Here is a 23366-nt window from a genome sequence, read left to right on the forward strand (position 1 = left end):
GCCGCTCTTTATTTATTGATCCATATGTTCCAGCAAAACCGTCCGCTCCCGCCGGCAGACAAAAGCCGGCAAATCCTTTCCCATCTTACGGGCCGTTTCCATGTCCCCATGGATCACCCGGCTCAGCTCGTCAAATCCGGAAAAGCGTTGCTCTCTCCGAAGCCGTCGGATGAACCCAACCTCCAGAAGCTTGCCATAGAGATTTCCCTCAAAGTTTAGGATATGGGTTTCCACCGAGAGAAATCCCGTCTCCCCCACCGTAGGATTCTGGCCCAGGTTGGTCACCCCTAAAAAGGCCCGGTCGCCCAACCAAACCCGGCTCAAGTACACTCCGCCCTCCGGCAGAAGGCGTCCCGTTATCCGCAGGTTAGCGGTGGGAATCCCCAGCTTTGCCCGGCCCACCTGCCGTCCATGGATTACCCGGCCATAGATGGTATAAGGCCGCTCCAAGCGTTCTCCCACCGGTTCCACGTCCCCTTGCCGTAGCAGCTTTGCCAGGGGCTCTTTGGGAGAATCCTCTCCTTCCCAGAAAAGCCGTGTTTCTTGATAGCCCATTCGGGACAGCATATAAAACGCCGATCGGAGGGAATACATCCGCTTCCCCTCGGCAGAAAGGGGCAGATGCGCCACGGTCTCCCCCGCTCGCGCTCGCTCCCCTAGGGCCCGCACCGCTTCCGGCAGCAAAGCGTCCAATCCCGAAATCACGCTGGGAATCTCCTCATTGTTTGGTATCCAAGCAACCCGCACCCGGATTCCTCCTTTTTTCGTCGCTGTCCTTTATTCTACCACAAAATACAGAAAAGCCCGATGGGATTTTCCCACCGGGCCGTTCCAAACTCGCTTATTTGTAGTTATCAGCTTTGATGGCGAAGTACGCTTTGGGATGATCGCAAACGGGGCAGATCTCGGGGGCGGTGTCGCCGGTGTGGATGTGGCCGCAGTTGCCGCAGATCCAAACCACAGGCTGCTCCCGCTTGAAGACGCGGCCCTGCTCCATGTTGGCGATGAGGGTGTTGTACCGCTCCTCATGCTCCTTCTCAATCTTGCCTACGGCCTCAAAGAGGTAAGCCAGCTTGGTGAAGCCCTCTTCCTTGGCCTCTTTGGCAAAGGTAGCATACATATCGGTCCACTCATAGTTCTCGCCGGCAGCGGCATCCTTCAGATTGGTGAGGGTATCGGGCACAGCGCCGTCATGAAGCTGCTTGAACCAAATCTTGGCATGCTCTTTCTCGTTGGCAGCGGTCTCAGCGAAGATATTGGCGATCTGCTGATACCCCTCGCTCCGGGCCTTGGACTCATAGTAGGTGTACTTATTCCGGGCCTGGGACTCCCCAGCAAAAGCGGCAAGCAGATTGGCTTCAGTCTTGGATCCTTTCAATTCCATGGTTTGTCTTCCTCCTTAGATTGTTTTTTTGTTCCGTACGTTATGTTACAGGGCAGCTTTCCACAGGCCGTGGAGGTTGCACCAAGCATAAACGTCCAGCACCTTCTCGTCGGTATAGAAGTCGGCCTCAGGGGCGGCGTCGGGGCTCAGGTTCTTCCGCAGAACGCCAGTGGGCGTCACCAGGGAGATCCACTGGATGCTGTGCTCCGCCGTCATGGGATGGGCCACATCCCCCACGCTTACATGAACCCGGTTGCCATCAATGGTAACCACGGGCACATGCTTTTCGGTAGCCGCGTCGGTGGTATTGGCCACCAACAGCTCCATGTCCTGTCCACAGCAAACCAGCTTGCCGGGGCCAGTTACCACTTCTTCTACGATCTTCTTACAGAGATTGCACCGATAGTAGTTCACTTTCATCTTAATTCCCTCCATTGATTTTGTCACGACATTTTTTACATAAACCGTAAAATATTACCTCATGGGACCGTAATTGATATCCGCAGGCTTCCTCCGCCCGCCGGATCAACGCTCCCTCGGGTTCCAGAAAAACGTCGGCCACCTCACCGCAGGACTGGCATACCGCATGGTAATGCGGCCTGGTATCGCCATCGAAGTGATCGGAGCTGTGGGGAGTGGTCACCTTGCGGATCACGCCCTCCTCGGCCAAGTAGTTGAGGTTTCGGTATACCGTTGCCAAACCGATCCCGGTTCCTCGCTCCTGCAACATTCGATAGACCATATCCGCCGTAGGATGGCCGGTGGTGCTGTTGACGGCATCCAGAATCAGCCGCCGCTGTCTGGTCATTCTCCGTTCCATCGGTCCTCCTAACAATAATGAGAATTATTTTCAATTAAAGTATATCCATCCTCCACCCTCTTGTCAACCCCTTTTCTACCAATTTTTCCAGCTTTTCTAGTCTAACCATTTGGAGGGAAAGCCATTCTTTTGCGCAAAATTTTCGTTCCCTGCCCTGGTATCACATCCCGCCAGCGATCCTCGGTTGCGGCAAAAAGGCTTTGGGCTTATAATATAAGTATCATTTTCCAGATTGTGACGACCCAATAAAGGAGGATTTCCATGCAGAACAAGCAGCCCCTGATTTTGGATGCGGAGCACCATGCGGCGCTCTTCGGATGCCTTGCCCGCTGTACCCTTTCCACCCTGGAGGAACAGGGCCCCGCCGCTGTACGGGAAGCGGTCATCCTATACGGAAACCAGCGGGGTGCCCGCATGGCCATGCGGGCCAAAGCCGCCGGCCTGCCCCTGGACATGGCCACCTATAACGCCACCCGGGAATGGCAGGTGGTCATCCCTGGGGCCGCTCACCAGCATCCCGCCTATAAAGCCGACCCCACGCCGGCCTATTACGTTTCCCTGAGCTCCAGTTGCCCCTGGCACGCCGCATGGGAAAAGCACGGCATGCTGGAGGAAGGCCTTTACTACTGCAACGACGTGGATGTTGCCCTGCTTCACGGCTTCAATCCGGAGCTGCGTCTAACGGTCACCAAGCTGCTGACCCGGGGAGACGGCTACTGCGAGATGCACTGGCAGGACGATCTTGACCACAAGGCCGCGGAAGAACTCGTCCAAGAGCGGGCGGCAGCTGCCGGCAAGGTCATGGGGTGGGACTATCACATGTGCCACCTTTACTGCTCCTTCATTTCGGTGCTCTCAAAATACCCCCAGTGCCGCTCCATCCTGAACGCCGCCCGGGAGATGTTCGAGGGGTTGTACGGCGCCGGCGCCTTGGATGCCCTAACGCCCTGGATGACCTGCAACTTTGCTTCCCTTCCCAAAGAAGGATAAGAACTTACCAAAAAGAACGGCCCCCTGCGTGGGGCCGTTCTTTTTGGGGTCTTCTCGCCTAACATAGTCCTATACCCGAAATCATTGGACCCTTTTAATCATCTTTATATGCCATCCTACATCTGATATAATCAAAATAAGTCACGATTTATAGGTAAATTACATGAACATCGTAGAGGTAAAAGACAGAACCAACGTATTGGTTGAGCAATTACTAAAAGTTTGGGAAAGCTCCGTTAGAGCAACGCATCTATTTTTATCTAACGAAGAAATTGAGAATATCAAAAAATATGTCCCACAAGCACTAAAAGAAATTTCTTATTTAATTCTTTTCAACGACGAAAGCAACAGACCCGTTGGATTCATGGGGATCAATCATCAAATGTTAGAAATGCTATTTATTGCAGCTAAAAATAGAGGACAGGGAATTGGAAAACAATTATTAAATTATGGAGTTGAAAGGTTCAATATAAATGAACTTGCGGTGAATGAACAGAATCCTCAAGCAAAAGGTTTTTATGAACATATGGGATTTAAGGTCTATAAAAGAACTGAATTAGATGAGCAAGGAAAACCATATCCGCTTTTATACATGAGAAGGGAAATTTGATTTTTCTCTGGATTAATGCTTTAGCAAGAACGATTCTTTTCTATAATTTATCATTTTTAGGATTGTCCATTTTCATTCGGATTATCCTTTAGAAAACCTGTCTAGAATTTTTTTCTTTTTGAACTTATCTTCGGCTTTCCATTCGGATGCTGGCAACATGCATGGAAATCCAGTAAACTATAAAGAATAGTACGTATCTACCAGGAGGAACTCGCCCATGGGATTGCAAATGGCCCAATACATCGACAGCTACCTCCCCGCTGTGGATGGCGTCGTAACAGTGGTAAAAAACTATGCTCGGGTATTGGATGAAGCATATGGCAGCTGCTGTGTGGTGGCCCCCCGAATGCCTGGATACCTGGACCAGGATCCGTTCAACGTCTACCGGTTCCAGTCCATCAAGGTCCCCAAACGGGACCCCTACCGGTTTGGCTTGCCCAGCGTGGATGTTGCCTATCGCCGCTATATCCGGGACGTCTCCTTTGATATCATCCACGCCCACTCCCCCTTCGGAGCCGGCCGGGAGGCCGCGCGCCTAGCGCGGAAGCTGGACGTGCCCCTTGTGGCTACGTTCCACTCCAAGTTTTACGATGATTTCAAAGAGGCTACCGGCAGCGATCGGATGGCACGGCTGGGAGTCAAATACGTCATCCGCTTTTTTCACTCCGCCGACTACGTATGGAGCGTCAATGCCGCCACCGCCCAAACCCTCCGGGACTATGGCTATCAGGGCGAAATCACCGTGGTGCCCAACGGAACCGATGTGGGCGTTCCCGCCGATACCAAGGAGCGCCGGGCAAGAGTACGGCAGGAATTGAAACTGGGAGAATTGCCGGTGTTTCTATTCGTAGGACAAATGATTTGGCAGAAAAACCTGCGCCTCATCTGCGAAAGTCTTGCACGCTATAAGGAACTGGGCAATGACTTCCGCATGGTTTTTGTGGGTACCGGGGTAGCGCTGAGCGACCTCCAAGCCCTCTGTCGAGAGCTGGGGCTGGAGGAAAATACCGTCTTCACGGGAATTGTTTTGGACCGCGATTATCTCCGCAGCATCTTTGTAGCTGCCGACCTCTTTCTCTTCCCCTCCATCTATGACAACGCGCCCCTGGTGGTTCGGGAAGCGGCCGCCGTCTGCACCCCATCCCTATTGATTGCCGGATCCAACTCCGCCGAGGGGATCGCCCATCTTGATAACGGTTTCCTCTGCGCAGAAACCCCTCAAGCCATCTGTGATACCCTCTGTGCAATCGCAACGGACCGGCCCCTTTTGGAGCAGGTGGGCCGCCGGGCCAGCGAGACTCTGCCCCTGGGTTGGGACAAGGTGGTGAAACAGGTTTATAACAACTATCAAGAGATCTTAAAGGATTGGAACGACCGCCGGAAATAACCGTAACGTACAAAAAGCGCCCATGAACCCTCTGGTTCATGGGCGCTTTTTCGGTTCGGCTTACAGAAGGGCCGCTGCCTCAGCATCCGCCACCACAATAACATCGGGATGCTTCTGCAAAAGGCTTGCGGGCACCTGCTCCGTCATGGGGCCGGTAAGCGCCGCCTTCAGGATCCCGGCCTTTTTCGCTCCCCGCACCATTAAAAGGATGGTCTTGCTCTGCAAGATGGTATAAAGGCCCATGGTGATGGCCTTATGGGGCATCTCCTCGGGAGAATTGAAGTTGACGCTGTTGGCGTCAATGGTGCTCTGGGTCAGCTCCACTACATGGGTCTTCTGATCGGCGGAAGTTCCGGGCTCATTAAATCCGATATGGCCGTTCATTCCCATGCCCAAGATGGCAAAATCGGCGTACCCTCTAGCGGCCAGAGCATTCTCATAGTCCCGGCTCTCCTGCTCCATATCCGCCGCCATGCCGTTGGGCAGATGGAGGTTCTTGGGATCGGCGTCGATATGCCGAAACAGCCGGTTCTCCATATAATACCGGTAGCTGTTTACATCGGACGCGGGAAGGCCCACATATTCATCCAGGTTATAGGAATGCAGATCCCGGAAGGACACCTTTCCCTCCTTGCACCGTTTTACCAGCTCATCATAGACCGGTTCCGGAGTGGACCCCGTCGCAAGGATCATGGTGAGGTCGGGCTTTTCCTCCACTGCTTTCTGAATCTCATCCGCCACCGCATTGGTCCATTTTTCTAGGGTTTCACATACCACCGTCTTCACTGCCATCACCGTTCCATTTCTTTATTGATTCTTCCGGGACGCCATTGGCTGTCCCATCTAAAACAATAGCACAAAAATCACCAAGAAACAATACCCATTGTTTGCTCTTGTGCGTTTGATTGGTTGTTGCATTTACAGGTTTTCCATCGTTCCTTGTTTTTTCCCTGTTATTTTCCAGAAAAAAAGGGGCCTTTTAAAGGCCCCCTTGTCTCGGCTGACTATTTGATGCGAACCCCGTTCTCGTCAATCCGGCCAATGATGCCCTCAGCGGCTTCCTTATCCATCAGCCAGGTGCAGTTGGGATGCAGCTGCAGAATGCTGGCGGGCACCGCCTCCGTCACCGGTCCCAGAATGGCGTTGGCTACGGCTTCCGCTTTGCTGGTTCCTACGGTGATGGGCAGGGTGATCTTGCCCTGCATGAAAGTCTTCAGGCCCATGGTGATGCCGTTAAAGGGGCCATATTTTGCGGCGTCCAGATCAAACCGGCGGCACATGTTGCCGGTAACGGTCTCGGACAGAGCGGTTACATGGGTGGTAGTGCCGAAGGAGGTGCCCGGCAGACAGAAGCCAAGGTGCGCATCGGGGCCCACACCCAGCATCTGCAGGCCGATACCGCCTACCGCACGGATCTCCGCCTCATACTTTTCACACTCGGCATCCCAGTCCTCGGCCAGCGGATTGGGAAGATGGCAATGGGCGTCGTCCATGGAAAGAGGGCCCCACAGATCGCCTTCCATCCGGGGCCGCATGGAACACACCACGCCGGCATCCTTGGGAGAGCAATACTCATCGGCGTTAAAGGTATGGAGGCCGGAGGCATCGAAGGGATTCTTCTTATACATTTCGGCCACGATCCGATGGATGGGCTCGGTGGTGGTGCCGGTGCAGACGCCGATTACCGGATTCTCATGGTTCAGGGCGTACCGCATAAAAGCCCATGCGCCGGCGACCAGGCACTCTTCGCGGGAGTCGTAAATTTTAATTTTCATTGTGGTTCTCCTCCTATTGTATATGGTTATTTGATGCCGTTATTTAATACGAACCCCATCGGGGGTAATGCGGCCAATGATGCCCTCAGCGGCCTCGCGGTCCAGGAGCCAGGTACAGTTGGGGTGCAGCTGCAGAATGCTGGCGGGCACTTCCTCCGTCACCGGCCCCAGTATGGCATTGGCAGCGGCCTCAGCCTTGTGGGAGCCCGAGACGATGGGCATGGTAATCTGCCCCTGCATAAAGGTCTTAAGACCCATGGTGATTCCAGAGAGCGGCAGCCATTTGGGATCCACTCCCTCGTTCTGCACCATATCGTTCTGGATGGTATCGGACAGCTTCACCACATGGCTCACGCTATCAAAGGGGGTCCCAGGGAGGCAGAAACCCAGATGGGCGTCAGGACCCACACCCAACATCTGCAAACCAACCTTCAGTTCCCGCACGCGTGCCTCGTAACGGGCCGCCTCAGCTTCCCAATCATCGGGGTCGGGATTGGGCATATTGGCCCGGTCGCCCTCGATGCCCAGCGCATCCCACAGTCCCTTCTGCATCCGGGGGCGCATGGTCAGAAGGCCCTTGTCGTATCCCTTAGGGGTAAGGAATTCGTCTGCGTTGACGGTATGAAGTCCGGACGCGTCGAAGGGGTTCTTCCGATAGATTTCGGAGATCATCTCATGGATGGGTTCAGTGGTGGTTCCTGTGCAGCAGCCGATGGTTCCATCGGGATGGGCAAGGGCGTATTTGATAAACGCCCAGGCTCCGGCGGTAAGGCACTCTTCTCGGGAATCAAAAATCCTGATCTTCATGGGTGTCCTCCTTATATTTGGTTGTTCCAGGCGAGCGGATTTCTTCTTTCCCCCGCCAAATCCATCATTTGATACGGACGCCGTTCTCATCGATGCGGCCAATGATGCCGGCTGCCGCCTCCCGGTCCATATACCAGGTGCAGTTGGGATGCAACTGCAAAATGCTGGCAGGGACCTCCTCCGTCACCGGCCCTAAGATGGCCTTTTCCACCGCTTCCGCCTTGCTGGCGCCAACGGTGATGGGTAGCAGCTCCCGGCCCTGCATAAAGGTTCTAAGGCCCATGGTAATGCCATAGAAAGGACCCCATTTGGGATTTACCTGGCGGGTCCCCCCTACAATGCTGCTCTCGGTCAGCACCTGGGAGATGGGGGCGACATGGGAGATGGTGCCAAAGGGGGTTCCAGGCAGGCAAAAGCCCAGATGAGCATCGGGACCCACACCCAGCATCTGCAGACCAATGCCTCCGATCTCCCGGATGGTGGCCTCATACTTCTCCGCCTCGGCCTCCCAGTCCTTGGGATTGGCGTCCGGCATATGGGCATGGTTCTCATCGATGCCCAGCACCGACCAAAGGGTTTTTTCCATGCCGGGGCGCATGGTGATGATGGGGCCGTCATACCCCTCGGCCTGGGGAGTCAAAAATTCATCGGCATTGACGGTGTGAATGCCCGAAGCGTCAAAGGGATTTTTCCGGTAGATCTCAGCGATCATCTCATGGATAGGGCCGGTGGTGCTTCCAGTGCAGAGGCCGATGGCGCCGCAGGGCTCCTTTAGCATATAACCGACGGCCCGCCAGGCCGCGGCAGTCCTGCACTCTTCACTGGAATCAAAAATACGGATTCTCATGACTGAACTCCTCCTATTCACCCGGCAAACGGGCGTTATTTCATGGGGGTGCCATCGGGATTAACCCGGCCGATGATGCCGGCCGCCGCCTCCCGGTCCATATACCAGGTGCAGTTGGGGTGCAGCTGCAAAATGCTGGCGGGAACCTCCTCCGTCACCGGACCAAAGATGGCTTTCTCAGCCGCCTCGGCCTTGCTGGCGCCGCAGACAATAGGCAGCATCTCTTTGCCCTGCATAAAGGTCTTCAGCCCCATGGTAATGCCATAGAAGGGGCCCATGGAGCGATCGAACTTATACTTGTTGACGATGATCTCCTCGATGGCCGGGGAAACCGCCCGCTTATGACAGACGCTGTCAAAGGAGGTTCCCGCAAGACAGAAACCCAGGTGGGCGTCGGGGCCCACACCCAGCATCTGCAAGCCTACGCCGCCTACAGCTTTGATGCGCTCCTCATATCTGAGGGCCTCGGCGTCGCCATCCTCGGCGGTGCTGTCCGGAAGCATGCCCCGCTCCTCATCGATGCCTAGGGCGTCAAACAGATCCTTTTTCATGGTGGTACGCATGGTCAGGGTGACAGGGCTTCCCTTGGGGGTGAGAAACTCGTCGGCGTTTACGGTGTGCAGCCGGGAAACATCGAAGGGGTATTTCCGATAGATATCCGCCACCATCTCATGGATGGGGCCGGTGGTGGATCCGGTGCAGAGGCCGATGGTTCCCTCCGGGTTGTTGAGGGCATACCTGATAAAGGCCCAGGCCCCCGCCACAAGGCATTCTTCCCTGGAATCAAAGATGCGAATTTTCATCCGTTACCTCCATTGGGACCGTCTACCAAACCGGTCCTATTTTGATAAATTTATTATACTATGAGGCTCCCGGGAAATCCACCCATTTATACCAATCAAACAAAACCATATTGGTGTTTTTTGTAGGTTCTGCCGGTCTTTTCCCGTGTATTTTATGGTATACTAATAAGGTTATCGAAAAGAACGGAGGAGATAAACATGAAACAACTGGACTATACCCAGACGGCCAACCGGGTTCTGGAGGCTTTCTCCCAGGGCGGAGCCTTTCTCACCGCCGGAAAGATGGGGGATGCCAACCCTATGACCATCGGCTGGGGTGCCGTGGAAATCATGTGGAACAAAGGCATCTTTCTTACGGTAGTCCGGCCCCAGCGGCATACCTTTCCCCTACTCCGTCGGGATATGGAGTTTACCGTCAGCGTGCCCACAAAAATTCCTTTGAAAAAGGAATTAGCCTATTGCGGCACCAAATCCGGCCGTGACGGCGATAAATGGGCGGCAACCGGTCTTACTGCCGCTCCTGGACAGGTGGTAAAAACCCCCATCGTAGCACAATGCGGCCTGCATTTTGAGTGCAAAGTGGTAGCATGCCAGACCTTCGAACCCATGCTGCTTCAGGAAGAGATTCGGGAAAAAAGCTATCCTGGCAACGACTATCATACCGCCTTCTATGGGGAGATCGTAGCCTGCTATACCACCGATGAAGAGTAGCGCGCAACCTCGTGCAAAAGGGGCCTTTCGGGGCCCTTTTTTCATGGATTTTTCTTGACTTCAGCCAAAACAATGGTATGATTTATATGAAAAGTAATACTATTCTTACCATTGGAGGGATGTATCGTGGAGAACAAGCGGCAGCCGGAACCCTATATGGGCACCGTAAAGCTGGGGCCCAAGGGGCAAATCGTGATTCCCAAGGAGGTTCGGGAGATGTTTGGCATCGGGCCCGGGGATTCCCTCTTGCTGATGGCTCACCCAGGACGGGGAATCGCTATGCACCGGCCCTCCTTCTTTGCCGCTATGGCGGACGCCATCTTCCAGGGAACCTATCGAGAGGAAGCCGCTCCAACGGAGCAGCTTGCAAATTTTGCCCAGGTGGTCCAGGAGACCGTCCGGGAGGAGGAAACCAAATGAACGCCCTAGAGATTCGTGCCCTTACCAAGGTGTACGAACAGCATACGGCGGTAGACCACCTGACCCTTGACATCAGGGAGGGAGAGCTCTTCGGCCTGTTGGGGGTCAACGGCGCCGGCAAATCCACCACCATTAAGATGCTGTCCTGTCTATGTCGCCCCACCGCGGGGGACGCCCTTCTATTGGGGGACAGCATTCTTACCGCTCCCCACCGGGTAAAGGAGAAGATCAACGTCTCCCCCCAGGAAACCGCTGTTGCCCCCAATCTATCGGTGGCGGAAAACCTGGCGCTCATGGCCGGTATCTATGGAAGCCCCGGAGCACAGGCCCGGGAGCGAGTCCAGGAAATGCTGGTTTCCATGGGACTGACGGAGGTGGAAAAACAGAAGGCGAAAACCCTCTCGGGAGGCTGGCAACGGCGGCTTAGCATCGCCATGGCGCTGATTACCCGGCCAAGGATTCTATTCCTGGACGAACCCACCCTGGGCCTGGACGTACTGGCCCGCCGGGAGCTATGGGGAATCATTCGCAGCTTAAAAGGCCGGGCCACCGTCATCCTGACCACCCATTACATGGAGGAGGCTCAATCCCTATGCGACCGGATCGCCGTCATGGTACGGGGACGGCTTCGGGCGGTGGGCACCGTGGATGAGTTGATGGCGCAGACAAAGGCTCCCAACTTTGAGGAGGCCTTTGTATCCCTCTGCGAAAAGGAGGAATCTCTATGAAGCTCATAGCGTTTGCATCTCGCAACTGGAAAGAGCTGATTCGGGATAAGCTAAACTTGATATTCGGCATTGGCTTTCCGGTGATCCTGCTGCTGCTGTTGACGGCCATCCAAGCCAACATCCCGGTTTCCTTGTTTACCCTGGATCAGCTTACGCCCGGCATAGCGGTCTTTGGCCTATCCTTTGTATCCCTGTTTTCCGGCGTACTCATCGCTAAGGACAGAACCAGCTCCTTTATGCTGCGGTTGTTCATCTCCCCCCTTCATCCGGGGGAGTTCATCCTGGGTTACATCCTTCCCCTTCTGCCCATGGCCGCCGCCCAGATTCTCCTCTGCTTTCTGGTGGCGGGTATACTGGGGTTGCCTTTAACCGTTAACGTCCTTTGGAGCGCGCTGATCCTGCTTCCGGCATCGGTGCTGTTCATCGCACTGGGGTTGCTGTGCGGCTGTCTTCTCACCGACAAACAGGTGGGCGGTATCTGCGGCGCGCTTTTGACCAACCTCACCGCCTGGCTGTCCGGCACCTGGTTTGATCTCGACCTGGTAGGAGGTGTGTTTTCAGGGGTAGCAAATGCGCTGCCCTTTGTACACGCGGTGGAGGCGGGCCGGGCAGCCCTTCATGGAAACCTTGCTGGCGTATTTCCCCACCTCTGGTGGGTGCTGGGCTACGGCGTCGCTTTTCTGGGGCTGGCGGTCTGGGTGTTCACCCGGCGGATGAATGGGGATCAAAAATGATCCTTGCCACCAAGCGTTCCGGATACTTTCCATGATATAATTAATAAACACTATATCAATCGGGAGATACAAGAATGGCACAGAAATACACCATACCCGCTTGCTGCGGACGGGCAATCGACGTACTCATGGGACAAACCATAACCGTAATCGATCTTGAGGGAGGACAGGTTGTAGATTTCTTTGCGGAGTCCGCGGAAAATCCAGAGGAGTTTCTATCCCCCGGCGTTACCATCGACTGCAACGAATCCCTGCGCATATCCGTTGGGAACCATCTCTATTCCAATCTTTACCGCCCCATGTTTCAAGTGCTTCAAGATGAGGTTGGTGAGCACGACCTTTTACATCCATGCTGCCGGCCGGAAATGTACGATTTTTTCTACCACAACGGCGCAGGACATCCCAACTGTCTGGAAAACATCAATGGCTGCCTAGGAAGGGCAAGGCCGATCATCCATCCCATCAATCTCTTTATGTATACGGAGATCCAGCCAGATGGCAGCATCTGCGTCAAACGTCCCCTCTCCAAACCGGGCGATCGGATCGTTTTCAAAGCGGAGATGGATCTGCGGATCGGTGCCGCGGCCTGCAGCGTCTCGGAAAGCGACTGCAACAGCGGGAGCTGCACGCCCATAAAAATCCTGATTACGGACTAACGCCGCATCAAAAAAGGCCGCCCTGGGGCGGCCTTTTATTTGGTCTCCAGAAGCTTTTCCGGAAAATGCCACAAGCCACAGCAACTCTGTAAAGGATCCGAAGCGTTGGCATGCGGATACAATTCAGTGCTTCTATTTCGCCTATATAGGCACGGCTGAGTCCCGAGGCTTCTGCCGACTCCTCCTGTGTATACCCCGAAAGCTTCCGGTAGTGGCTTATGTTGAGGTCAACTTTTAATAGAAAGCATTCCTCCTCTTTAGAAAGCATTTTCCCCTCAATGGATAGACAATGAAATGGCAGAAACGATTTACCCCAAACCCACTATATCGCAGTTTGCTGTTAAAATGCTGATTTCGCCTAAAGTAGGAGAAAGTGGGATAGCAGGCAATAAAAAAACGGCGGGTTCCAGATTGGAACCCGCCGCGGGCCATCGCAAGGGGCGCTACACCTCAAAGGCGATGATGCCGATGAGACCTGGTCCGGTATGAGCCCCCAACACGGGGCTCACCGCCGAGATGAAGGATTCCTTCACCTTGGCAAACCCCCTAAGCTCCCGCTCCACATCCCGAGCCAGGGCTTCCGCTCCGCCGTGAACCACCGCCAGCTCCACCTCTTTACCGGTAAAGCGGGCCTTGAACTCTTTTTTCATGCTCTCCAGGGATTTTCGATACCCTACCGTTTTGCTCATGGGATAGTAGACGCCGTCATCGTTGACGGAAATCACCGGGCAGATGCGCAGCAACGTGCCCACAATGCCCTCCACCTTGCCGATTCGTCCGCCCTTACTGAGGTATTCCAGCGTGCGAACCACATAGGCCGCCAACATGCTCCCACGGATCCGATCCATCCGTGCGATGGCCCTGGGGATGCTGCCGCTCTTTTGAATCTCTCGGGCAGCGCTCAATACCATGAGCCCCAAAGCCATAGACAGGGTTCGGCTGTCATACACCGTCACCTGCATCCGGGTGTATTCCTCGGCGCACATCCGCATGGCGTTATAGGTCCCCGAAAGGCCCGAACTGATGCAGATCTGCAGCAAATGGGTGTAGCCCTCATCCGCGATGGCATCCCAGGTGGCGGTGATATCATCGAGGCTGGGCATGGAGGAGGTGGGTAGTTCCTCATCCAGGCGCTCGTACACATACTGCGCATCCACCTCTACCCGATCCCGGTACTCTCGGTCCGCATACACAATCCGAAGCGGAATGATACTGATCCCATACTGGGCCAAAATCTCATCGGATAGATCGCAGGAGCTATCGGTGGCAATGGCAATTCTCTGATCCATTTCCATTGGGTGCCTCCAATCGGCAACAGATTATATTCCCCTATACCGGCCCCTCCGGCCAATACACAGTCGATATGATAAATGATACCAGATGCCCTGGTTTTTTGCAACAAATCTAACCGACCACAAGGGATTTCTACTTCATTCTATCCATGAAAGGGCAAAAAAAAATCCACTTTCCCAAAAATTTCTCTGGAAAAACCGGTGCACATCGTATATACTGTCATAGTACCGCACTATTGCTGTACTATGCTAAATTATATTTGGGAGTGTACGCTGTGATGAAAAAGTTGAGGTTCACCGCTCTGTGCGCAGCCGGCATGATGCTGGCCGCCCTCACCGCCGGATGTGGCGGAGACAATCCCGCCGATACCAGCGCCAAGACCTATGTGGTGCTGGAGGATTCCCTGGACGCCGAACAATACGGCATCGGCTTCCGCAATGAGGATATCGCTCTGGGACTGGAGGTACAAAAGCATCTGGATGAGATGATCCAGGACGGCACCGCCGCCGAGATCAGCAACAAATGGTTTGGCGAGGATATCCTTCTGAAGGATCAGGCCTATCTGGAGGAATCCACTGCCCCCAGCGGAGACGATTCCCTGACCAAAATCCAGAACAAGGGCAAGCTGGTTCTGGGCTTGGACGACAGCTTCCCGCCCATGGGCTTCCGGGATGAGAGCGACACCATCGTCGGCTTTGATATCGACCTTGCCACCGAAGTTGCCAAGCGCATGGGGGTTACCCTTGAGGTGCAGCCCATCGATTGGGACGCCAAGGAGATGGAACTCAGCACCGGCCGCATCGACTGCATCTGGAACGGAATGTCCATCGATGACGACCGGCTGGCCGCCATGTTCTTCGCCAAGCCCTATGTGGCCAACCGCCAGATCGTCATCGTGCCCAGCGATTCCGATATCAAAACCGTGGCTGACCTTGCCGGCAAAAAAGTTGGCCTGCAGAAGGGCTCCACCGCCCTTTCCGCCCTCAAGAAAAACGCTGTCTTTGAGCAGGTGGCCGAGGTTGTGGAGCTGGCCGACAACGTCACGGTCTTTATGGATCTGAAAGCCGGACGGGTGGACGCCTTTGTGGTGGACGAGGTGGTAGGACGGTATATCATCTCCACCGATCAGGGAGAACAGGAATAACTTTAAATCGTATTCCCCATTATTAGAACGGTTTCGCGGGGCTTGCGGCTTGGCCGCAAGCCCCCGTGCTGTCATAAAAGGAGTAAGACGCTATGAGCGCCCAATACCTGTTACAGCTGAGCGTCTCCCTGGCAGGGGGACTAAAATACACCATCGGGCTGTTTTTCATCACCATTCTATTGTCCATGCCTTTGGGGCTAGCGCTGACCTTTCTGCGGATTGGCAAAAGCCGTGTGCTGAAAGCCATCACCGGGGGGTATGTATGGATCATGCGGGGCACCCCTCTTTTGCTACAGTTATTTTTCTTCTGCTATGGCATTACCGCCATCCCGGGCATCGGCCCCTACCTGGTGATGGATCGGTTTACATCGGCCTGCGTGGCCTTTGTCCTCAACTACGCCGCCTATTTTTGTGAAATCTTCCGAGGCGGCATTCTATCGGTGGACAAGGGCCAATATGAAGCCGCAAAGGTACTGGGCTTTTCCCGCTGGAAGACGACACGGCTCATCGTGTTGCCCCAGATGCTCAAAGTATCCCTGCCCTCCATCAGCAACGAGTGCATCACCCTTGTGAAGGATACCGCTCTCATCACCGCCATCGGCATCACCGAGGTTTTGTACTTTGCCAAGAGCGCCGTAAACCGGGACGTCAACGCCCTGGCCTATCTAGTGGCCGCTGGCTTTTATTTGATCATGACCTACGGTCTAACGGTGCTGTTCCGCCGTTTGGAGCGGAAATACAACTATTAGGAGGCGCTCCTATGGAGATGATCCGTGTAACCCAGCTTGGAAAATCGTTTGGCTCGGAAGCGGTGCTGCGGGACGTCAGCTTTACGGTGGAAAAGGGGGAAACCGTGGCCATCATCGGAGCGTCGGGCGCAGGCAAAAGCACCATGCTTCGATGCCTCATCGGCCTGGAGCGAGCCGATAGCGGCTCCATCCTGGTGGAGGGTGAGGCCATTTTGCGGGACGGCAGCTATCAGGATGAAAAGACCTGCCGCCGTATCTGCGGCAAGATGGGCATGGTGTTCCAGAGTTTCAACTTATTTCCCCATATCTCGGTGCTGGATAACCTCATCTACGCACCGGTTCATGTGCGCAAGGAGAGCAGGGCCTCCGCGGTGGAGCGCGCCATGGAGCACCTTCGGATGGTAGGCCTTGTGGGCAAAGAAGCCGCCTATCCCGGCCAGCTTTCCGGAGGGCAGAAACAGCGGGTAGCCATCGCCCGGGCCATGATGATGGATCCCGATATGCTGCTGTTCGACGAGCCCACCTCCTCCCTGGATCCGCAGCTCACCGCAGAGGTTTTAGCCGTCATGCGGGACCTGGCCGCCCGGCGCATGACCATGGTGGTGGTCACCCATGAAATGGGATTTGCCCGGGAAGCCGCAGACAAAGTGCTGTTCATGGGGGATGGCTGCATCATCGAAGAAGGGCGGCCGGAGGAGCTTTTCGGCAATCCCAAAGATAACCGGGTAAAGGAATTCATCCACAGCATTCTATAACTGGAAGGGCCTGGTTTTACCGGCCCTTTTTCTTGCACCGGTTTTTATGGGCTGGTATACTCAAATGTAAAAAGGAGGAAGAAGTTCTTGGCCATCCGTGAGATCCGCACCCTGCCCGACCCCATTCTGCGAAAGAAATGCAAAGCCGTTCCAAAGGTGGATGACGATATCCGCTCCCTTTTAGCCGATATGGCGGAAACCATGTATGCTTCCCCCAACGGCGCTGGGCTGGCCGCCAATCAGGTTGGGGTGTTAAAACGGCTGGTGGTGCTGGATATGGGCCAGGGCCTGATTCAGCTGGTAAATCCTCGGATCGTGCATCGAGAGGGCAAGCAGGAGGTTCTGGAGGGATGTTTGAGCCTGCCCGGCCGATGGGGCAAAGTGGTTCGTCCCAAAATCGTAACGGTGGAAGCCCTAGACCAAAATGGAGCGCCTCTGCGCCTGGTGGGGACTGGGGATCTGGCCAAATGCTTCTGCCATGAAATCGACCATCTGGATGGCATTCTTTTTTGTGATCGGGTGATCCAATGGGTCGCCATGGAATAGGAGGATTTATAATGATCAAAGATCTGGTACAAAAAAACCGCAGTTACCGCGGCTATGATGAAAGCCGCAAAGTCACCCGGGAAGAGCTGGTTCACCTGGTGGAATGCGCCCGCCTGGCTCCCTCAAGCGTCAACATGCAACCGCTGCGCTATTATCTCATTCATACCCAGGAGGAGCTTGATCTGCTTCAGCCCCTCACCAACTGGGCACGGGCGCTGCCGGAGCTGACCCTTCCCCATCCCGGCCATTGTCCCACCGGCTTTGTGGTGATCTGTCAGGACACCAACCTGAATCCCTCCATTCCCCGCTTCCAAAAAGACATCGGCATTGTGGCCCAGACCATGCTCCTTGCCGCCGTGGAAATGGGGCTGGGTGGTTGTATGATCGGCAATTATGACGCCGGAAAGGTAAAGGCCGCGCTCAATCTGGCGGAGAACCTAGCGCCCGTCCTCATCGTAGCCATCGGAAAGCCCGATGAAACCATCGTTCTCACCGATGTGGGCCCCAATGGCGAAACCAACTACTACCGGGATGAAAACGATGTTCATTACGTTCCCAAACGGAGCCTCGATGACCTCATCATCAACAGATAGAAACGGCAAAATAAAAAAAGAGCCTAAGGCTCTTTTTTTATTTTGCTTGGGCTAACCGCTCCAAAGCTTCCTTCTGGGTGGATAGAAAAAAGAAATCCCTTCCCTCGTTGCTCTCATAGATAAAATCCCGAAGGGGCTTGCTGGTATAGCCGGAGTAATCCCCATAAACCGCCAATTTCATCCCGTAGTTCTGGTATTTCTGAAGAATTTCCCCCAATAAGCCGGTGGATAGCCGAAAAAAATCCTCCGAAAAAGCCTCCTTGGGAAGGGCCATGCGATTACAGCCCGTCTCATACCGCACCGCTGCCATGAGATCCAGCGCGGATTGCCCATCCGCAATGGGATCACAACCCTCTATCAGAGCGATCTCCCGATCCCTATAGACGATCTTTTGTATGATCATCTCGTTTCTCCTTTAAAAGGGCCCGCAAGTACCGGGCCAAGGTCTTCTTTATATCCCCTGAAACAGGGATACCACACCGTAGGAGCCCAAGGTCATGATGACTCCTGCAATGAATACCCCCAGCACAATCGCCGGCAGGGCATACTTCATCCGGATATCCAACAGGGCAGCGATGATGGCTCCGGACCACGCTCCCGTTCCCGGCAAAGGCACCGCCACAAAGAGGCAAAGGCCCATCACGGAATACTTTAAAGCGCTCTGCGCCTTCCGCACCAACTTTTCCTCATAGCGGTTGAAAAAGCCGCCAAACCATTTGGTGCCCTGAAGCCAATGCAAGATCTTCCTGCCAAAGACGATCAAAAGGGGGACCGGCAGGATGTTTCCAATCAAAGCGATGAGGAAGGTGGTTCCCCAGGGCATGCCCAGGGCGGCGCCCAGCGGAATGGCTCCCCGCAGTTCCACAATGGGTAGCATGGACACGATGAACAGCGCCCCCTCCTGCCCCAGGAAGGAAAAAAAATTTAAAATATCCATAAAAAGAATTCCAGCAGCTTTCCTTAGTTTTACCGGGCATGCCAGCAGTATTTTTCATTTTACACAAATTTCCGCTGGGACACAATTAATTTTGTCTTAAATCAAGGAGCGGGGCTCAGCCCCGCTCCTGTTCTTCCATAGCAATATGCAATTCCCGCAGTCGCTTATCGATGCCAATGATCTCCGCCATTGCCTCTCCATAGGCCCCTGAGCCATGATTCTGGCAAAGGACGTTTTTAGCCGTCAAAGCATATAGCCGCTGCCGGCGGGCCAAAAGTGCCGTCCGCTCCCGCTCCAAGGCTTCCCAAGCGGCCGAAGCTTCTTCCTTCATGGGTTAATCCAGCTTGGCGCCGCACTGGGGACAGAATTTGGTAGCCCCCTCCAACTCCGTTCCGCACTGAGGACAGGCTTTGGGCGCCGCCGAGGCAGCCTCCTCCGTCTTCGCGCCGCACTCAGGGCAGAATTTCGCCCCCTGCTCCAGCTGAGCGCCGCAGGCTACACACTTAGCTCCAGCGGCTGGAGCGGGCTCCTCCATTCTGGTTCCGCACTCGGGGCAGAACCGCGCTCCCTTTTCCAGCTTGGCGCCGCACTGGGGACAAATCGGGCTATTGGCAGCCGCTCTGGCCTGCTGCCGTTCCCGAATCTCGGCGATCTGCCGCTCCAAATCGGTAATTTTCTGGTACTCTTCCTCGATAATTTTGCAGATATTTACGATGGATTCATCCAGGCTGCCGTCCTTTTGATACAAATTCCAGACATATTCTCCCAGATCCGCCTTGCTAGCGGCAATTTTGCCCTCCTGGCTGCGAATCTCACCGTTTAACTTGCTGATCTCGATGGATTCCCCCGTCTTATCCGCTACGCCCTTGGCGAAGTTCCCCATCTTCTCAAAAAACGCCATGGTTCCCCCACGCTCCTTCACTTTTCTGTCTCCATTATAGCCCATTTTTGTCCGGACAGAAATAGCTTTTTCCCCTTTTCCCGGGATCAAAAAATATTGATAAAAAATGATCAATATCTATTGACACAGAAAAAAAACTTGCTATAATCAAAGTATGTTAAAAAATGATCAATCTTTGCGGGCTGCTCCACCAAGATTGCGCACCTTAAGATAGAGACCGGAAGCGGAACGATGGGAACCTCTCTTTTGCATTTTGTTTCAACTCCAGACCGGGCGGATTGAATTCGGCTCAGGTTCCCAGAAACGCGTAGCGTTTCAGCCTATCCTTCCAAAGCAGATTATTCCCATCCCCACCAAGCGTGGCCCTGCGCTTCCAGCGAAAGCCTCTGCCGGCCGGACCGGCGATAAAATAGATTATTTCTTTCCCCTTTTTTTCATCCTTCAATACAGCAAAAGCCCCCGCGGGGGCTTTTGCTGTATCTCCAACTGTTAAAAGGTATCCTGATAGCGCCGAATGAGCGCGTCCCAGGTGGCCGGCCCTACGATGCCATCCGCCGCCAGGTTGCTCATCTGCTGGAAAGCCACCACCGCCGCACGGGTTCTAGGACCGAAGATGCCGTCCGGTGTAACGGAGGGAATCTGAGGATACACAGTGGCCAGATCCGCCAAATACTGCTGCACCAGCCGCACATTCTCCCCACGGGAGCCTTCCCGAATGAGGTAGCCGGGATAGGGGCGAATGGGGACGGTACCTACGCCGGGGGACTCCCCCTCGCTGTTAAGAGCGGCAAGGCGTTTGACCGCTGCATAGATATAGGACAGCTGATACCAGGTGGCACGGCCCACGATGCCATCCTGCTGGAGATCGAAAATCTGCTGAAACTTCCGCACTGCGGCCTCGGTCTGAGGGCCAAAGATGCCATCCGGCGCAACGTACGGGATGGCGGGATAGTTCTGCCCTACCCTGTTGAGCTGCTGCTGGATGATCCGCACGTTCTCATCCCGACTGCCCCTGCGCAAAAGATAGCCCGGATAGGAGCGTTCAATGCCGCGAATCTCGTTGGTCTGTACCAGCTCCACATCCCGGCCATAGTAATATTGGAGCATCTGGAGCGGATTATAGCCCTGGTTGGCCAGGCTTACCGTCCCCCACTGGGATAGGCCGCTGCAAGTCGTGGTGGTGCCGTTACAGTAGGAGGAAAACAGCGGCTCCAGATGGCCCAGGCGCCGGGGATATACGTTGAAAATTTCATCCACCAGCCGGCTGATGTTATCAAAGATATTCCGTCCCTCCACGAAGGACTGGTCGTAGGCCGTGGAGTTGGTGATCTCAAAATCATAGCCCCGGCTTGGATACCATTCGGTAAACACCCGGTTGAGGACAAATCCCACCTGGGCATGGATGTTGGCCCGGAGAGCAGCCTCGGGCCAAGTGGGATAGATCTCACTGCTGGCTACATTTTTGATATAGTCAATAAAGGGAACTCTTACGTTCCGGGCGCTGGCGCTGGGGCGCCCCAAATGCACCGTAATGAACTCCGGTATGTATACCCTGGTGAGGATTCTGGCATTGGACGGAGGGCCCTCCGGTTCTCGCTCTTCGCTGGAATCCAGGCTGTTCGGCGGAATCTCAATGACGATTTCCTCCTCGCCGCTTCGGGCTCGGCTGGAAGCCGCAATCAAGTCCACCGGCTGGATGGTCTCAATCCCTGAAAACACCTGAATTCCCCGCACCGATACCGGCGTATAGCCCTCTTTTCTTACATCCACCTGAAAGAGAGAGTAGGGAGTGATCAAACTGTCCGGGTCCAAACTGGCGGATAGGGGCGGCGTCTCCACCCGGATGACGGGGGTACGCCCCGACTCGTCGGTTACCAGTTCCATGGCCTCGCCGTTGGCCAGATCGGTAAGGAGCACCGACGCCCCTTGGATGGGCAGCGCCCCCTGGCCGGTGGTAACCTCCACAATGATGGTTCCATGATCGATCTGTTCCATCTATCATCGTCCTTCCCTTGGCCTTGCGGCCCATGATTTCTTCCTATCCTATGCTTGCCCTGCCCTTTCTGCCACAAAAAAGCGTCCGGCAAACTTGCCGGACGCTTTCAATGCTTTTTCTAAACGCCGCTATTCCGTCAAAAAGAGGACCCCTAGGGTATTGGGCCCGCAATGGGAGGAGATGGTACAGCTGGCCTGGGTGATATGGATCTCATCAAAGAGATTTTGTTCCCGCACAATGCGTTCCACCAGAGCGATCCGCTCCGGAGCGATGCCCGAATGGGTGATGAACACGCGGTCCCGGCGATAGGAGGGATAGCGGCTCAGCTGTTCCTGGACGTATTTTTTCAACACCCGATCCAGCTTGCCCTTGTACTTTTTCCCCACCTTCATAGCCCCGCCATGAAGGTTGTCCACCTCAATGCAGGGCTTCAGGTTCAGCATATTTGCACCCAGAGCTACCAGGGCAGAGCAACGCCCTCCGGCCTTCAAAAACTCCAGAGTATTGAGAATAAAGCTGGCGTGGCTCTTGGGCACCAGCGCCTCCACCTCCTGGGCAATCTGCCGGGCGGGCATACCCTGTTCCGCGCGGATAGCCGCCTCCAGCACCAAAAGGCCCATGCCGGTGGAAAGGTTTTGAGAATCCACCACATAGACCCCGCGAAGCGCTTCGGCGGCTAGGCGGCAGTTCTGATGAGTGGAGGATATGGCCGATCCCAGATTGATGTGAATCACCTCATAGCCATCGTCCACCCAGGGCTTGAAGTACTCGTAGTATTCCTTTACATTGATGGCGGAGGTTTTGGGCAGAATCCCCCTCTTCTCATAGGCAGCATAGATATCCTCGGGGAAGATGTCCACGCTGTCTATGAACTCCTCCTCACCCAGGGCGATATGAAAGGGAAAATAGTGGATATGATACCGCTCCTTGAGTTCGGGTCCCAGATCACAGGTGCTGTCCGCGCTGATGATAATCTTCTGCATAACCCTCTAACTCGCTTTATAAATTTTCAGTCCACATCGGTGGACGGATTTCATAATTGGTCCATGCTTAGTTTATCCCATAAATCCGTAGGAGCAAGGGAAATATTATAAAAAATTATGAAGGTTTTCTAGGCTGTCTCCCTGCCGTCCGCTTCCATGATCCTCTGGTTGATCTTCATCATCTTTTCATCTAAAAGGCTGATCTGCTCCGCACAGTAAAGAAGATCCTCCGACACCCCCGGCAGCACGCGTCCCTCATGCTTATACCGCAGCTTGTGCTCCAAACTAGCCCAAAAATCCATGGCAACCGTACGGATCTGCACCTCCACCCGGACCCGCTCCATCCCATTACTAAAGAATACTGGAATCTCCACCACCAAATGCAGGCTTCGATACCCGTTGGGCTTGGGGTTTTTGATGTAGTCCGTCCGCTTGACGAGCGTTACGTCGTTCTGTCGGATCAGGGTGTCCGCCACCATGTAAATATCATCCACAAAGGAACAGATCACCCGGATCCCCGCGATATCGTTTAGATTCCGCCGGGCGGATTCCACCGACGGGGGCAGTCCCTTGCGGGCCAACTTTTTCAGCATGCTGGCAGGAGTCTTGATCCTGGACTTGATGTGTTCGATGGGGTTATCCTGCCGAAGAGAACTGAATTCATCGTTTAAAATTTCCAGCTTGGTGCCCACCTCTCGCAGAGCAGATTGGTACATTAAACGTATTTTGGTAAACTCCTCCACATAGGTTTCCACCTCGTGGGAACTCAGCTCCAATATGGTTTCCTTTGCTTCCAT

Annotated in this window: 31 protein-coding genes; 13 read left to right on the plus strand and 18 right to left on the minus strand. The window is 54.6% G+C overall.

Annotation, left to right across the window (positions count from 1 at the left end):
* Nucleotides 1-12: 12 nt before the first annotated feature.
* From KP626_RS03490 to KP626_RS03505, 4 genes are all read right to left on the minus strand, one after another.
* Nucleotides 13-747, minus strand: coding sequence for a riboflavin kinase (locus tag KP626_RS03490; protein ID WP_395978362.1), 735 nt, complete (start codon nt 745-747; stop codon nt 13-15).
* Nucleotides 748-841: 94 nt separating this feature from the next.
* A complete protein-coding gene (gene rbr / locus KP626_RS03495; RefSeq protein WP_395978364.1) occupies nt 842-1384 on the minus strand; it encodes a rubrerythrin in 543 nt (180 codons plus the stop codon).
* Between the two features lie 45 nt (nt 1385-1429).
* Nucleotides 1430-1804: a desulfoferrodoxin family protein gene (locus tag KP626_RS03500; RefSeq protein ID WP_395978366.1), complete on the minus strand. Its 375-nt coding sequence runs from the start codon at nt 1802-1804 to the stop codon at nt 1430-1432.
* Nucleotide 1805: 1 nt separating this feature from the next.
* Nucleotides 1806-2204 (minus strand): transcriptional repressor, encoded by a 399-nt coding sequence (locus tag KP626_RS03505; protein ID WP_395978368.1) that lies wholly within the window; start codon nt 2202-2204, stop codon nt 1806-1808.
* 261 nt (nt 2205-2465) lie between these two features.
* Here KP626_RS03505 and KP626_RS03510 point away from each other — a divergent pair, with 261 nt between their 5' ends.
* The 3 genes from KP626_RS03510 (at nt 2466) to KP626_RS03520 (ending at nt 5191) form a co-directional block, all read left to right on the plus strand.
* Entirely contained in the window at nt 2466-3194 is a 729-nt protein-coding gene (locus tag KP626_RS03510) for an L-2-amino-thiazoline-4-carboxylic acid hydrolase (protein ID WP_395978370.1), read from the plus strand.
* A gap of 163 nt (nt 3195-3357) precedes the next feature.
* A complete protein-coding gene (locus KP626_RS03515) occupies nt 3358-3804 on the plus strand; it encodes a GNAT family N-acetyltransferase (RefSeq protein WP_395978372.1) in 447 nt (148 codons plus the stop codon).
* A 217-nt stretch (nt 3805-4021) separates the two neighbouring features.
* On the plus strand, nt 4022-5191 hold the full coding sequence (locus tag KP626_RS03520) for a glycosyltransferase (protein ID WP_395978374.1): 1170 nt from the start codon (nt 4022-4024) through the stop codon (nt 5189-5191).
* A 60-nt stretch (nt 5192-5251) separates the two neighbouring features.
* Here KP626_RS03520 and nagB read toward each other — a convergent pair whose 3' ends face one another.
* From nagB to KP626_RS03545, 5 genes are all read right to left on the minus strand, one after another.
* Complete coding sequence (gene nagB / locus KP626_RS03525) at nt 5252-5983, minus strand: glucosamine-6-phosphate deaminase (protein ID WP_395978376.1); 732 nt, start codon at nt 5981-5983, stop codon at nt 5252-5254.
* A gap of 212 nt (nt 5984-6195) precedes the next feature.
* Nucleotides 6196-6966, minus strand: coding sequence for a 6-phosphogluconolactonase (locus KP626_RS03530; RefSeq protein WP_395978378.1), 771 nt, complete (start codon nt 6964-6966; stop codon nt 6196-6198).
* Nucleotides 6967-7005: 39 nt separating this feature from the next.
* Nucleotides 7006-7773: a 6-phosphogluconolactonase gene (locus tag KP626_RS03535; RefSeq protein WP_395978380.1), complete on the minus strand. Its 768-nt coding sequence runs from the start codon at nt 7771-7773 to the stop codon at nt 7006-7008.
* Nucleotides 7774-7837: 64 nt separating this feature from the next.
* Complete coding sequence (locus KP626_RS03540) at nt 7838-8620, minus strand: 6-phosphogluconolactonase (protein ID WP_395978382.1); 783 nt, start codon at nt 8618-8620, stop codon at nt 7838-7840.
* Nucleotides 8621-8655: 35 nt separating this feature from the next.
* Entirely contained in the window at nt 8656-9423 is a 768-nt protein-coding gene (locus KP626_RS03545; protein WP_395978384.1) for a 6-phosphogluconolactonase, read from the minus strand.
* Between the two features lie 198 nt (nt 9424-9621).
* On the opposite strand from KP626_RS03545, the gene KP626_RS03550 reads away from it, so the two are divergent.
* The 5 genes from KP626_RS03550 to KP626_RS03570 all read left to right on the plus strand — a co-directional run bounded on the left by KP626_RS03550 (nt 9622) and on the right by KP626_RS03570 (nt 12672).
* Nucleotides 9622-10134 carry a flavin reductase family protein gene (locus KP626_RS03550; protein ID WP_395978386.1) on the plus strand — a complete coding sequence of 171 codons (513 nt, stop codon included), beginning with the start codon at nt 9622-9624 and terminating at the stop codon, nt 10132-10134.
* Between the two features lie 126 nt (nt 10135-10260).
* Nucleotides 10261-10554 carry an AbrB/MazE/SpoVT family DNA-binding domain-containing protein gene (locus KP626_RS03555; RefSeq protein ID WP_395978388.1) on the plus strand — a complete coding sequence of 98 codons (294 nt, stop codon included), beginning with the start codon at nt 10261-10263 and terminating at the stop codon, nt 10552-10554.
* Nucleotides 10551-11282, plus strand: a complete 732-nt coding sequence (locus tag KP626_RS03560) for an ABC transporter ATP-binding protein (protein ID WP_395978390.1) — start codon at nt 10551-10553, stop codon at nt 11280-11282. The genes KP626_RS03555 and KP626_RS03560 overlap by 4 nt, the downstream gene beginning before the upstream one ends.
* Nucleotides 11279-12016, plus strand: coding sequence for an ABC transporter permease (locus KP626_RS03565; protein WP_395978392.1), 738 nt, complete (start codon nt 11279-11281; stop codon nt 12014-12016). Before KP626_RS03560 ends, KP626_RS03565 begins: the two co-directional genes overlap by 4 nt.
* 74 nt (nt 12017-12090) lie before the next feature.
* Nucleotides 12091-12672, plus strand: a complete 582-nt coding sequence (locus KP626_RS03570) for a DUF1989 domain-containing protein (protein ID WP_395978394.1) — start codon at nt 12091-12093, stop codon at nt 12670-12672.
* A 7-nt stretch (nt 12673-12679) separates the two neighbouring features.
* Here the strand turns inward: KP626_RS03570 and KP626_RS03575 are convergent, their stop codons facing one another.
* Both KP626_RS03575 and KP626_RS03580 read right to left on the minus strand, forming a co-directional pair.
* Entirely contained in the window at nt 12680-12940 is a 261-nt protein-coding gene (locus tag KP626_RS03575) for a helix-turn-helix domain-containing protein (protein WP_395978396.1), read from the minus strand.
* A gap of 175 nt (nt 12941-13115) precedes the next feature.
* Nucleotides 13116-13967, minus strand: coding sequence for a DegV family protein (locus KP626_RS03580; RefSeq protein ID WP_395978398.1), 852 nt, complete (start codon nt 13965-13967; stop codon nt 13116-13118).
* A gap of 275 nt (nt 13968-14242) precedes the next feature.
* Between KP626_RS03580 and KP626_RS03585 the strand changes: the two genes are divergently transcribed.
* From KP626_RS03585 to KP626_RS03605, 5 genes are all read left to right on the plus strand, one after another.
* The gene (locus KP626_RS03585) at nt 14243-15109 is read left to right on the plus strand and encodes a transporter substrate-binding domain-containing protein (RefSeq protein WP_395978400.1); all 867 of its coding nucleotides are present in this window, start codon (nt 14243-14245) and stop codon (nt 15107-15109) included.
* A gap of 92 nt (nt 15110-15201) precedes the next feature.
* On the plus strand, nt 15202-15858 hold the full coding sequence (locus KP626_RS03590) for an amino acid ABC transporter permease (protein WP_395978402.1): 657 nt from the start codon (nt 15202-15204) through the stop codon (nt 15856-15858).
* Nucleotides 15859-15869: 11 nt separating this feature from the next.
* Nucleotides 15870-16613, plus strand: coding sequence for an amino acid ABC transporter ATP-binding protein (locus KP626_RS03595; protein WP_395978404.1), 744 nt, complete (start codon nt 15870-15872; stop codon nt 16611-16613).
* Between the two features lie 87 nt (nt 16614-16700).
* The gene (def, locus tag KP626_RS03600) at nt 16701-17159 is read left to right on the plus strand and encodes a peptide deformylase (protein ID WP_395978406.1); all 459 of its coding nucleotides are present in this window, start codon (nt 16701-16703) and stop codon (nt 17157-17159) included.
* An 11-nt stretch (nt 17160-17170) separates the two neighbouring features.
* Complete coding sequence (locus KP626_RS03605) at nt 17171-17752, plus strand: nitroreductase family protein (RefSeq protein WP_395978408.1); 582 nt, start codon at nt 17171-17173, stop codon at nt 17750-17752.
* Nucleotides 17753-17789: 37 nt separating this feature from the next.
* Here KP626_RS03605 and KP626_RS03610 read toward each other — a convergent pair whose 3' ends face one another.
* From KP626_RS03610 to KP626_RS03640, 7 genes are all read right to left on the minus strand, one after another.
* Nucleotides 17790-18155, minus strand: coding sequence for a DUF4180 domain-containing protein (locus KP626_RS03610; protein WP_395978410.1), 366 nt, complete (start codon nt 18153-18155; stop codon nt 17790-17792).
* Between the two features lie 48 nt (nt 18156-18203).
* Nucleotides 18204-18689, minus strand: a complete 486-nt coding sequence (locus KP626_RS03615; RefSeq protein ID WP_395978412.1) for a COG2426 family protein — start codon at nt 18687-18689, stop codon at nt 18204-18206.
* Between the two features lie 115 nt (nt 18690-18804).
* A complete protein-coding gene (locus KP626_RS03620) occupies nt 18805-19020 on the minus strand; it encodes a hypothetical protein (RefSeq protein WP_395978414.1) in 216 nt (71 codons plus the stop codon).
* Between the two features lie 3 nt (nt 19021-19023).
* Nucleotides 19024-19611, minus strand: a complete 588-nt coding sequence (locus KP626_RS03625) for a zinc ribbon domain-containing protein (protein WP_395978416.1) — start codon at nt 19609-19611, stop codon at nt 19024-19026.
* 468 nt (nt 19612-20079) lie between these two features.
* Nucleotides 20080-21585: a peptidoglycan-binding protein gene (locus KP626_RS03630; RefSeq protein WP_395978418.1), complete on the minus strand. Its 1506-nt coding sequence runs from the start codon at nt 21583-21585 to the stop codon at nt 20080-20082.
* Between the two features lie 129 nt (nt 21586-21714).
* Nucleotides 21715-22569 carry a DegV family protein gene (locus KP626_RS03635; RefSeq protein ID WP_395978420.1) on the minus strand — a complete coding sequence of 285 codons (855 nt, stop codon included), beginning with the start codon at nt 22567-22569 and terminating at the stop codon, nt 21715-21717.
* Nucleotides 22570-22697: 128 nt separating this feature from the next.
* Nucleotides 22698-23366 carry a GTP pyrophosphokinase family protein gene (locus KP626_RS03640; RefSeq protein WP_395978422.1) on the minus strand — a complete coding sequence of 223 codons (669 nt, stop codon included), beginning with the start codon at nt 23364-23366 and terminating at the stop codon, nt 22698-22700.

This window comes from Christensenella sp. MSJ-20 (genome assembly GCF_044357945.1).
Lineage (GTDB): Bacteria > Bacillota > Clostridia > Christensenellales > QAND01 > QAND01.

What these genes read in the sequence shown, in the direction of transcription:
- rbr (WP_395978364.1), bottom strand. Translation starts at nt 1,384, where the DNA reads ATGGAATTGAAAGGATCCAAGACTGAAGCCAATCTGCTTGCCGCTTTT.
- KP626_RS03500 (WP_395978366.1), bottom strand. Translation starts at nt 1,804, where the DNA reads ATGAAAGTGAACTACTATCGGTGCAATCTCTGTAAGAAGATCGTAGAA.
- KP626_RS03505 (WP_395978368.1), bottom strand. Translation starts at nt 2,204, where the DNA reads ATGGAACGGAGAATGACCAGACAGCGGCGGCTGATTCTGGATGCCGTC.
- KP626_RS03510 (WP_395978370.1), top strand. Translation starts at nt 2,466, where the DNA reads ATGCAGAACAAGCAGCCCCTGATTTTGGATGCGGAGCACCATGCGGCG.
- KP626_RS03515 (WP_395978372.1), top strand. Translation starts at nt 3,358, where the DNA reads ATGAACATCGTAGAGGTAAAAGACAGAACCAACGTATTGGTTGAGCAA.
- KP626_RS03520 (WP_395978374.1), top strand. Translation starts at nt 4,022, where the DNA reads ATGGGATTGCAAATGGCCCAATACATCGACAGCTACCTCCCCGCTGTG.
- nagB (WP_395978376.1), bottom strand. Translation starts at nt 5,983, where the DNA reads ATGGCAGTGAAGACGGTGGTATGTGAAACCCTAGAAAAATGGACCAAT.
- KP626_RS03530 (WP_395978378.1), bottom strand. Translation starts at nt 6,966, where the DNA reads ATGAAAATTAAAATTTACGACTCCCGCGAAGAGTGCCTGGTCGCCGGC.
- KP626_RS03535 (WP_395978380.1), bottom strand. Translation starts at nt 7,773, where the DNA reads ATGAAGATCAGGATTTTTGATTCCCGAGAAGAGTGCCTTACCGCCGGA.
- KP626_RS03540 (WP_395978382.1), bottom strand. Translation starts at nt 8,620, where the DNA reads ATGAGAATCCGTATTTTTGATTCCAGTGAAGAGTGCAGGACTGCCGCG.
- KP626_RS03545 (WP_395978384.1), bottom strand. Translation starts at nt 9,423, where the DNA reads ATGAAAATTCGCATCTTTGATTCCAGGGAAGAATGCCTTGTGGCGGGG.
- KP626_RS03550 (WP_395978386.1), top strand. Translation starts at nt 9,622, where the DNA reads ATGAAACAACTGGACTATACCCAGACGGCCAACCGGGTTCTGGAGGCT.
- KP626_RS03560 (WP_395978390.1), top strand. Translation starts at nt 10,551, where the DNA reads ATGAACGCCCTAGAGATTCGTGCCCTTACCAAGGTGTACGAACAGCAT.
- KP626_RS03565 (WP_395978392.1), top strand. Translation starts at nt 11,279, where the DNA reads ATGAAGCTCATAGCGTTTGCATCTCGCAACTGGAAAGAGCTGATTCGG.
- KP626_RS03570 (WP_395978394.1), top strand. Translation starts at nt 12,091, where the DNA reads ATGGCACAGAAATACACCATACCCGCTTGCTGCGGACGGGCAATCGAC.
- KP626_RS03575 (WP_395978396.1), bottom strand. Translation starts at nt 12,940, where the DNA reads ATGCTTTCTAAAGAGGAGGAATGCTTTCTATTAAAAGTTGACCTCAAC.
- KP626_RS03580 (WP_395978398.1), bottom strand. Translation starts at nt 13,967, where the DNA reads ATGGAAATGGATCAGAGAATTGCCATTGCCACCGATAGCTCCTGCGAT.
- KP626_RS03585 (WP_395978400.1), top strand. Translation starts at nt 14,243, where the DNA reads ATGAAAAAGTTGAGGTTCACCGCTCTGTGCGCAGCCGGCATGATGCTG.
- KP626_RS03590 (WP_395978402.1), top strand. Translation starts at nt 15,202, where the DNA reads ATGAGCGCCCAATACCTGTTACAGCTGAGCGTCTCCCTGGCAGGGGGA.
- KP626_RS03595 (WP_395978404.1), top strand. Translation starts at nt 15,870, where the DNA reads ATGGAGATGATCCGTGTAACCCAGCTTGGAAAATCGTTTGGCTCGGAA.
- KP626_RS03605 (WP_395978408.1), top strand. Translation starts at nt 17,171, where the DNA reads ATGATCAAAGATCTGGTACAAAAAAACCGCAGTTACCGCGGCTATGAT.
- KP626_RS03610 (WP_395978410.1), bottom strand. Translation starts at nt 18,155, where the DNA reads ATGATCATACAAAAGATCGTCTATAGGGATCGGGAGATCGCTCTGATA.
- KP626_RS03615 (WP_395978412.1), bottom strand. Translation starts at nt 18,689, where the DNA reads ATGGATATTTTAAATTTTTTTTCCTTCCTGGGGCAGGAGGGGGCGCTG.
- KP626_RS03620 (WP_395978414.1), bottom strand. Translation starts at nt 19,020, where the DNA reads ATGAAGGAAGAAGCTTCGGCCGCTTGGGAAGCCTTGGAGCGGGAGCGG.
- KP626_RS03630 (WP_395978418.1), bottom strand. Translation starts at nt 21,585, where the DNA reads ATGGAACAGATCGATCATGGAACCATCATTGTGGAGGTTACCACCGGC.
- KP626_RS03635 (WP_395978420.1), bottom strand. Translation starts at nt 22,569, where the DNA reads ATGCAGAAGATTATCATCAGCGCGGACAGCACCTGTGATCTGGGACCC.
- KP626_RS03640 (WP_395978422.1), bottom strand. Translation starts at nt 23,366, where the DNA reads ATGGAAGCAAAGGAAACCATATTGGAGCTGAGTTCCCACGAGGTGGAA.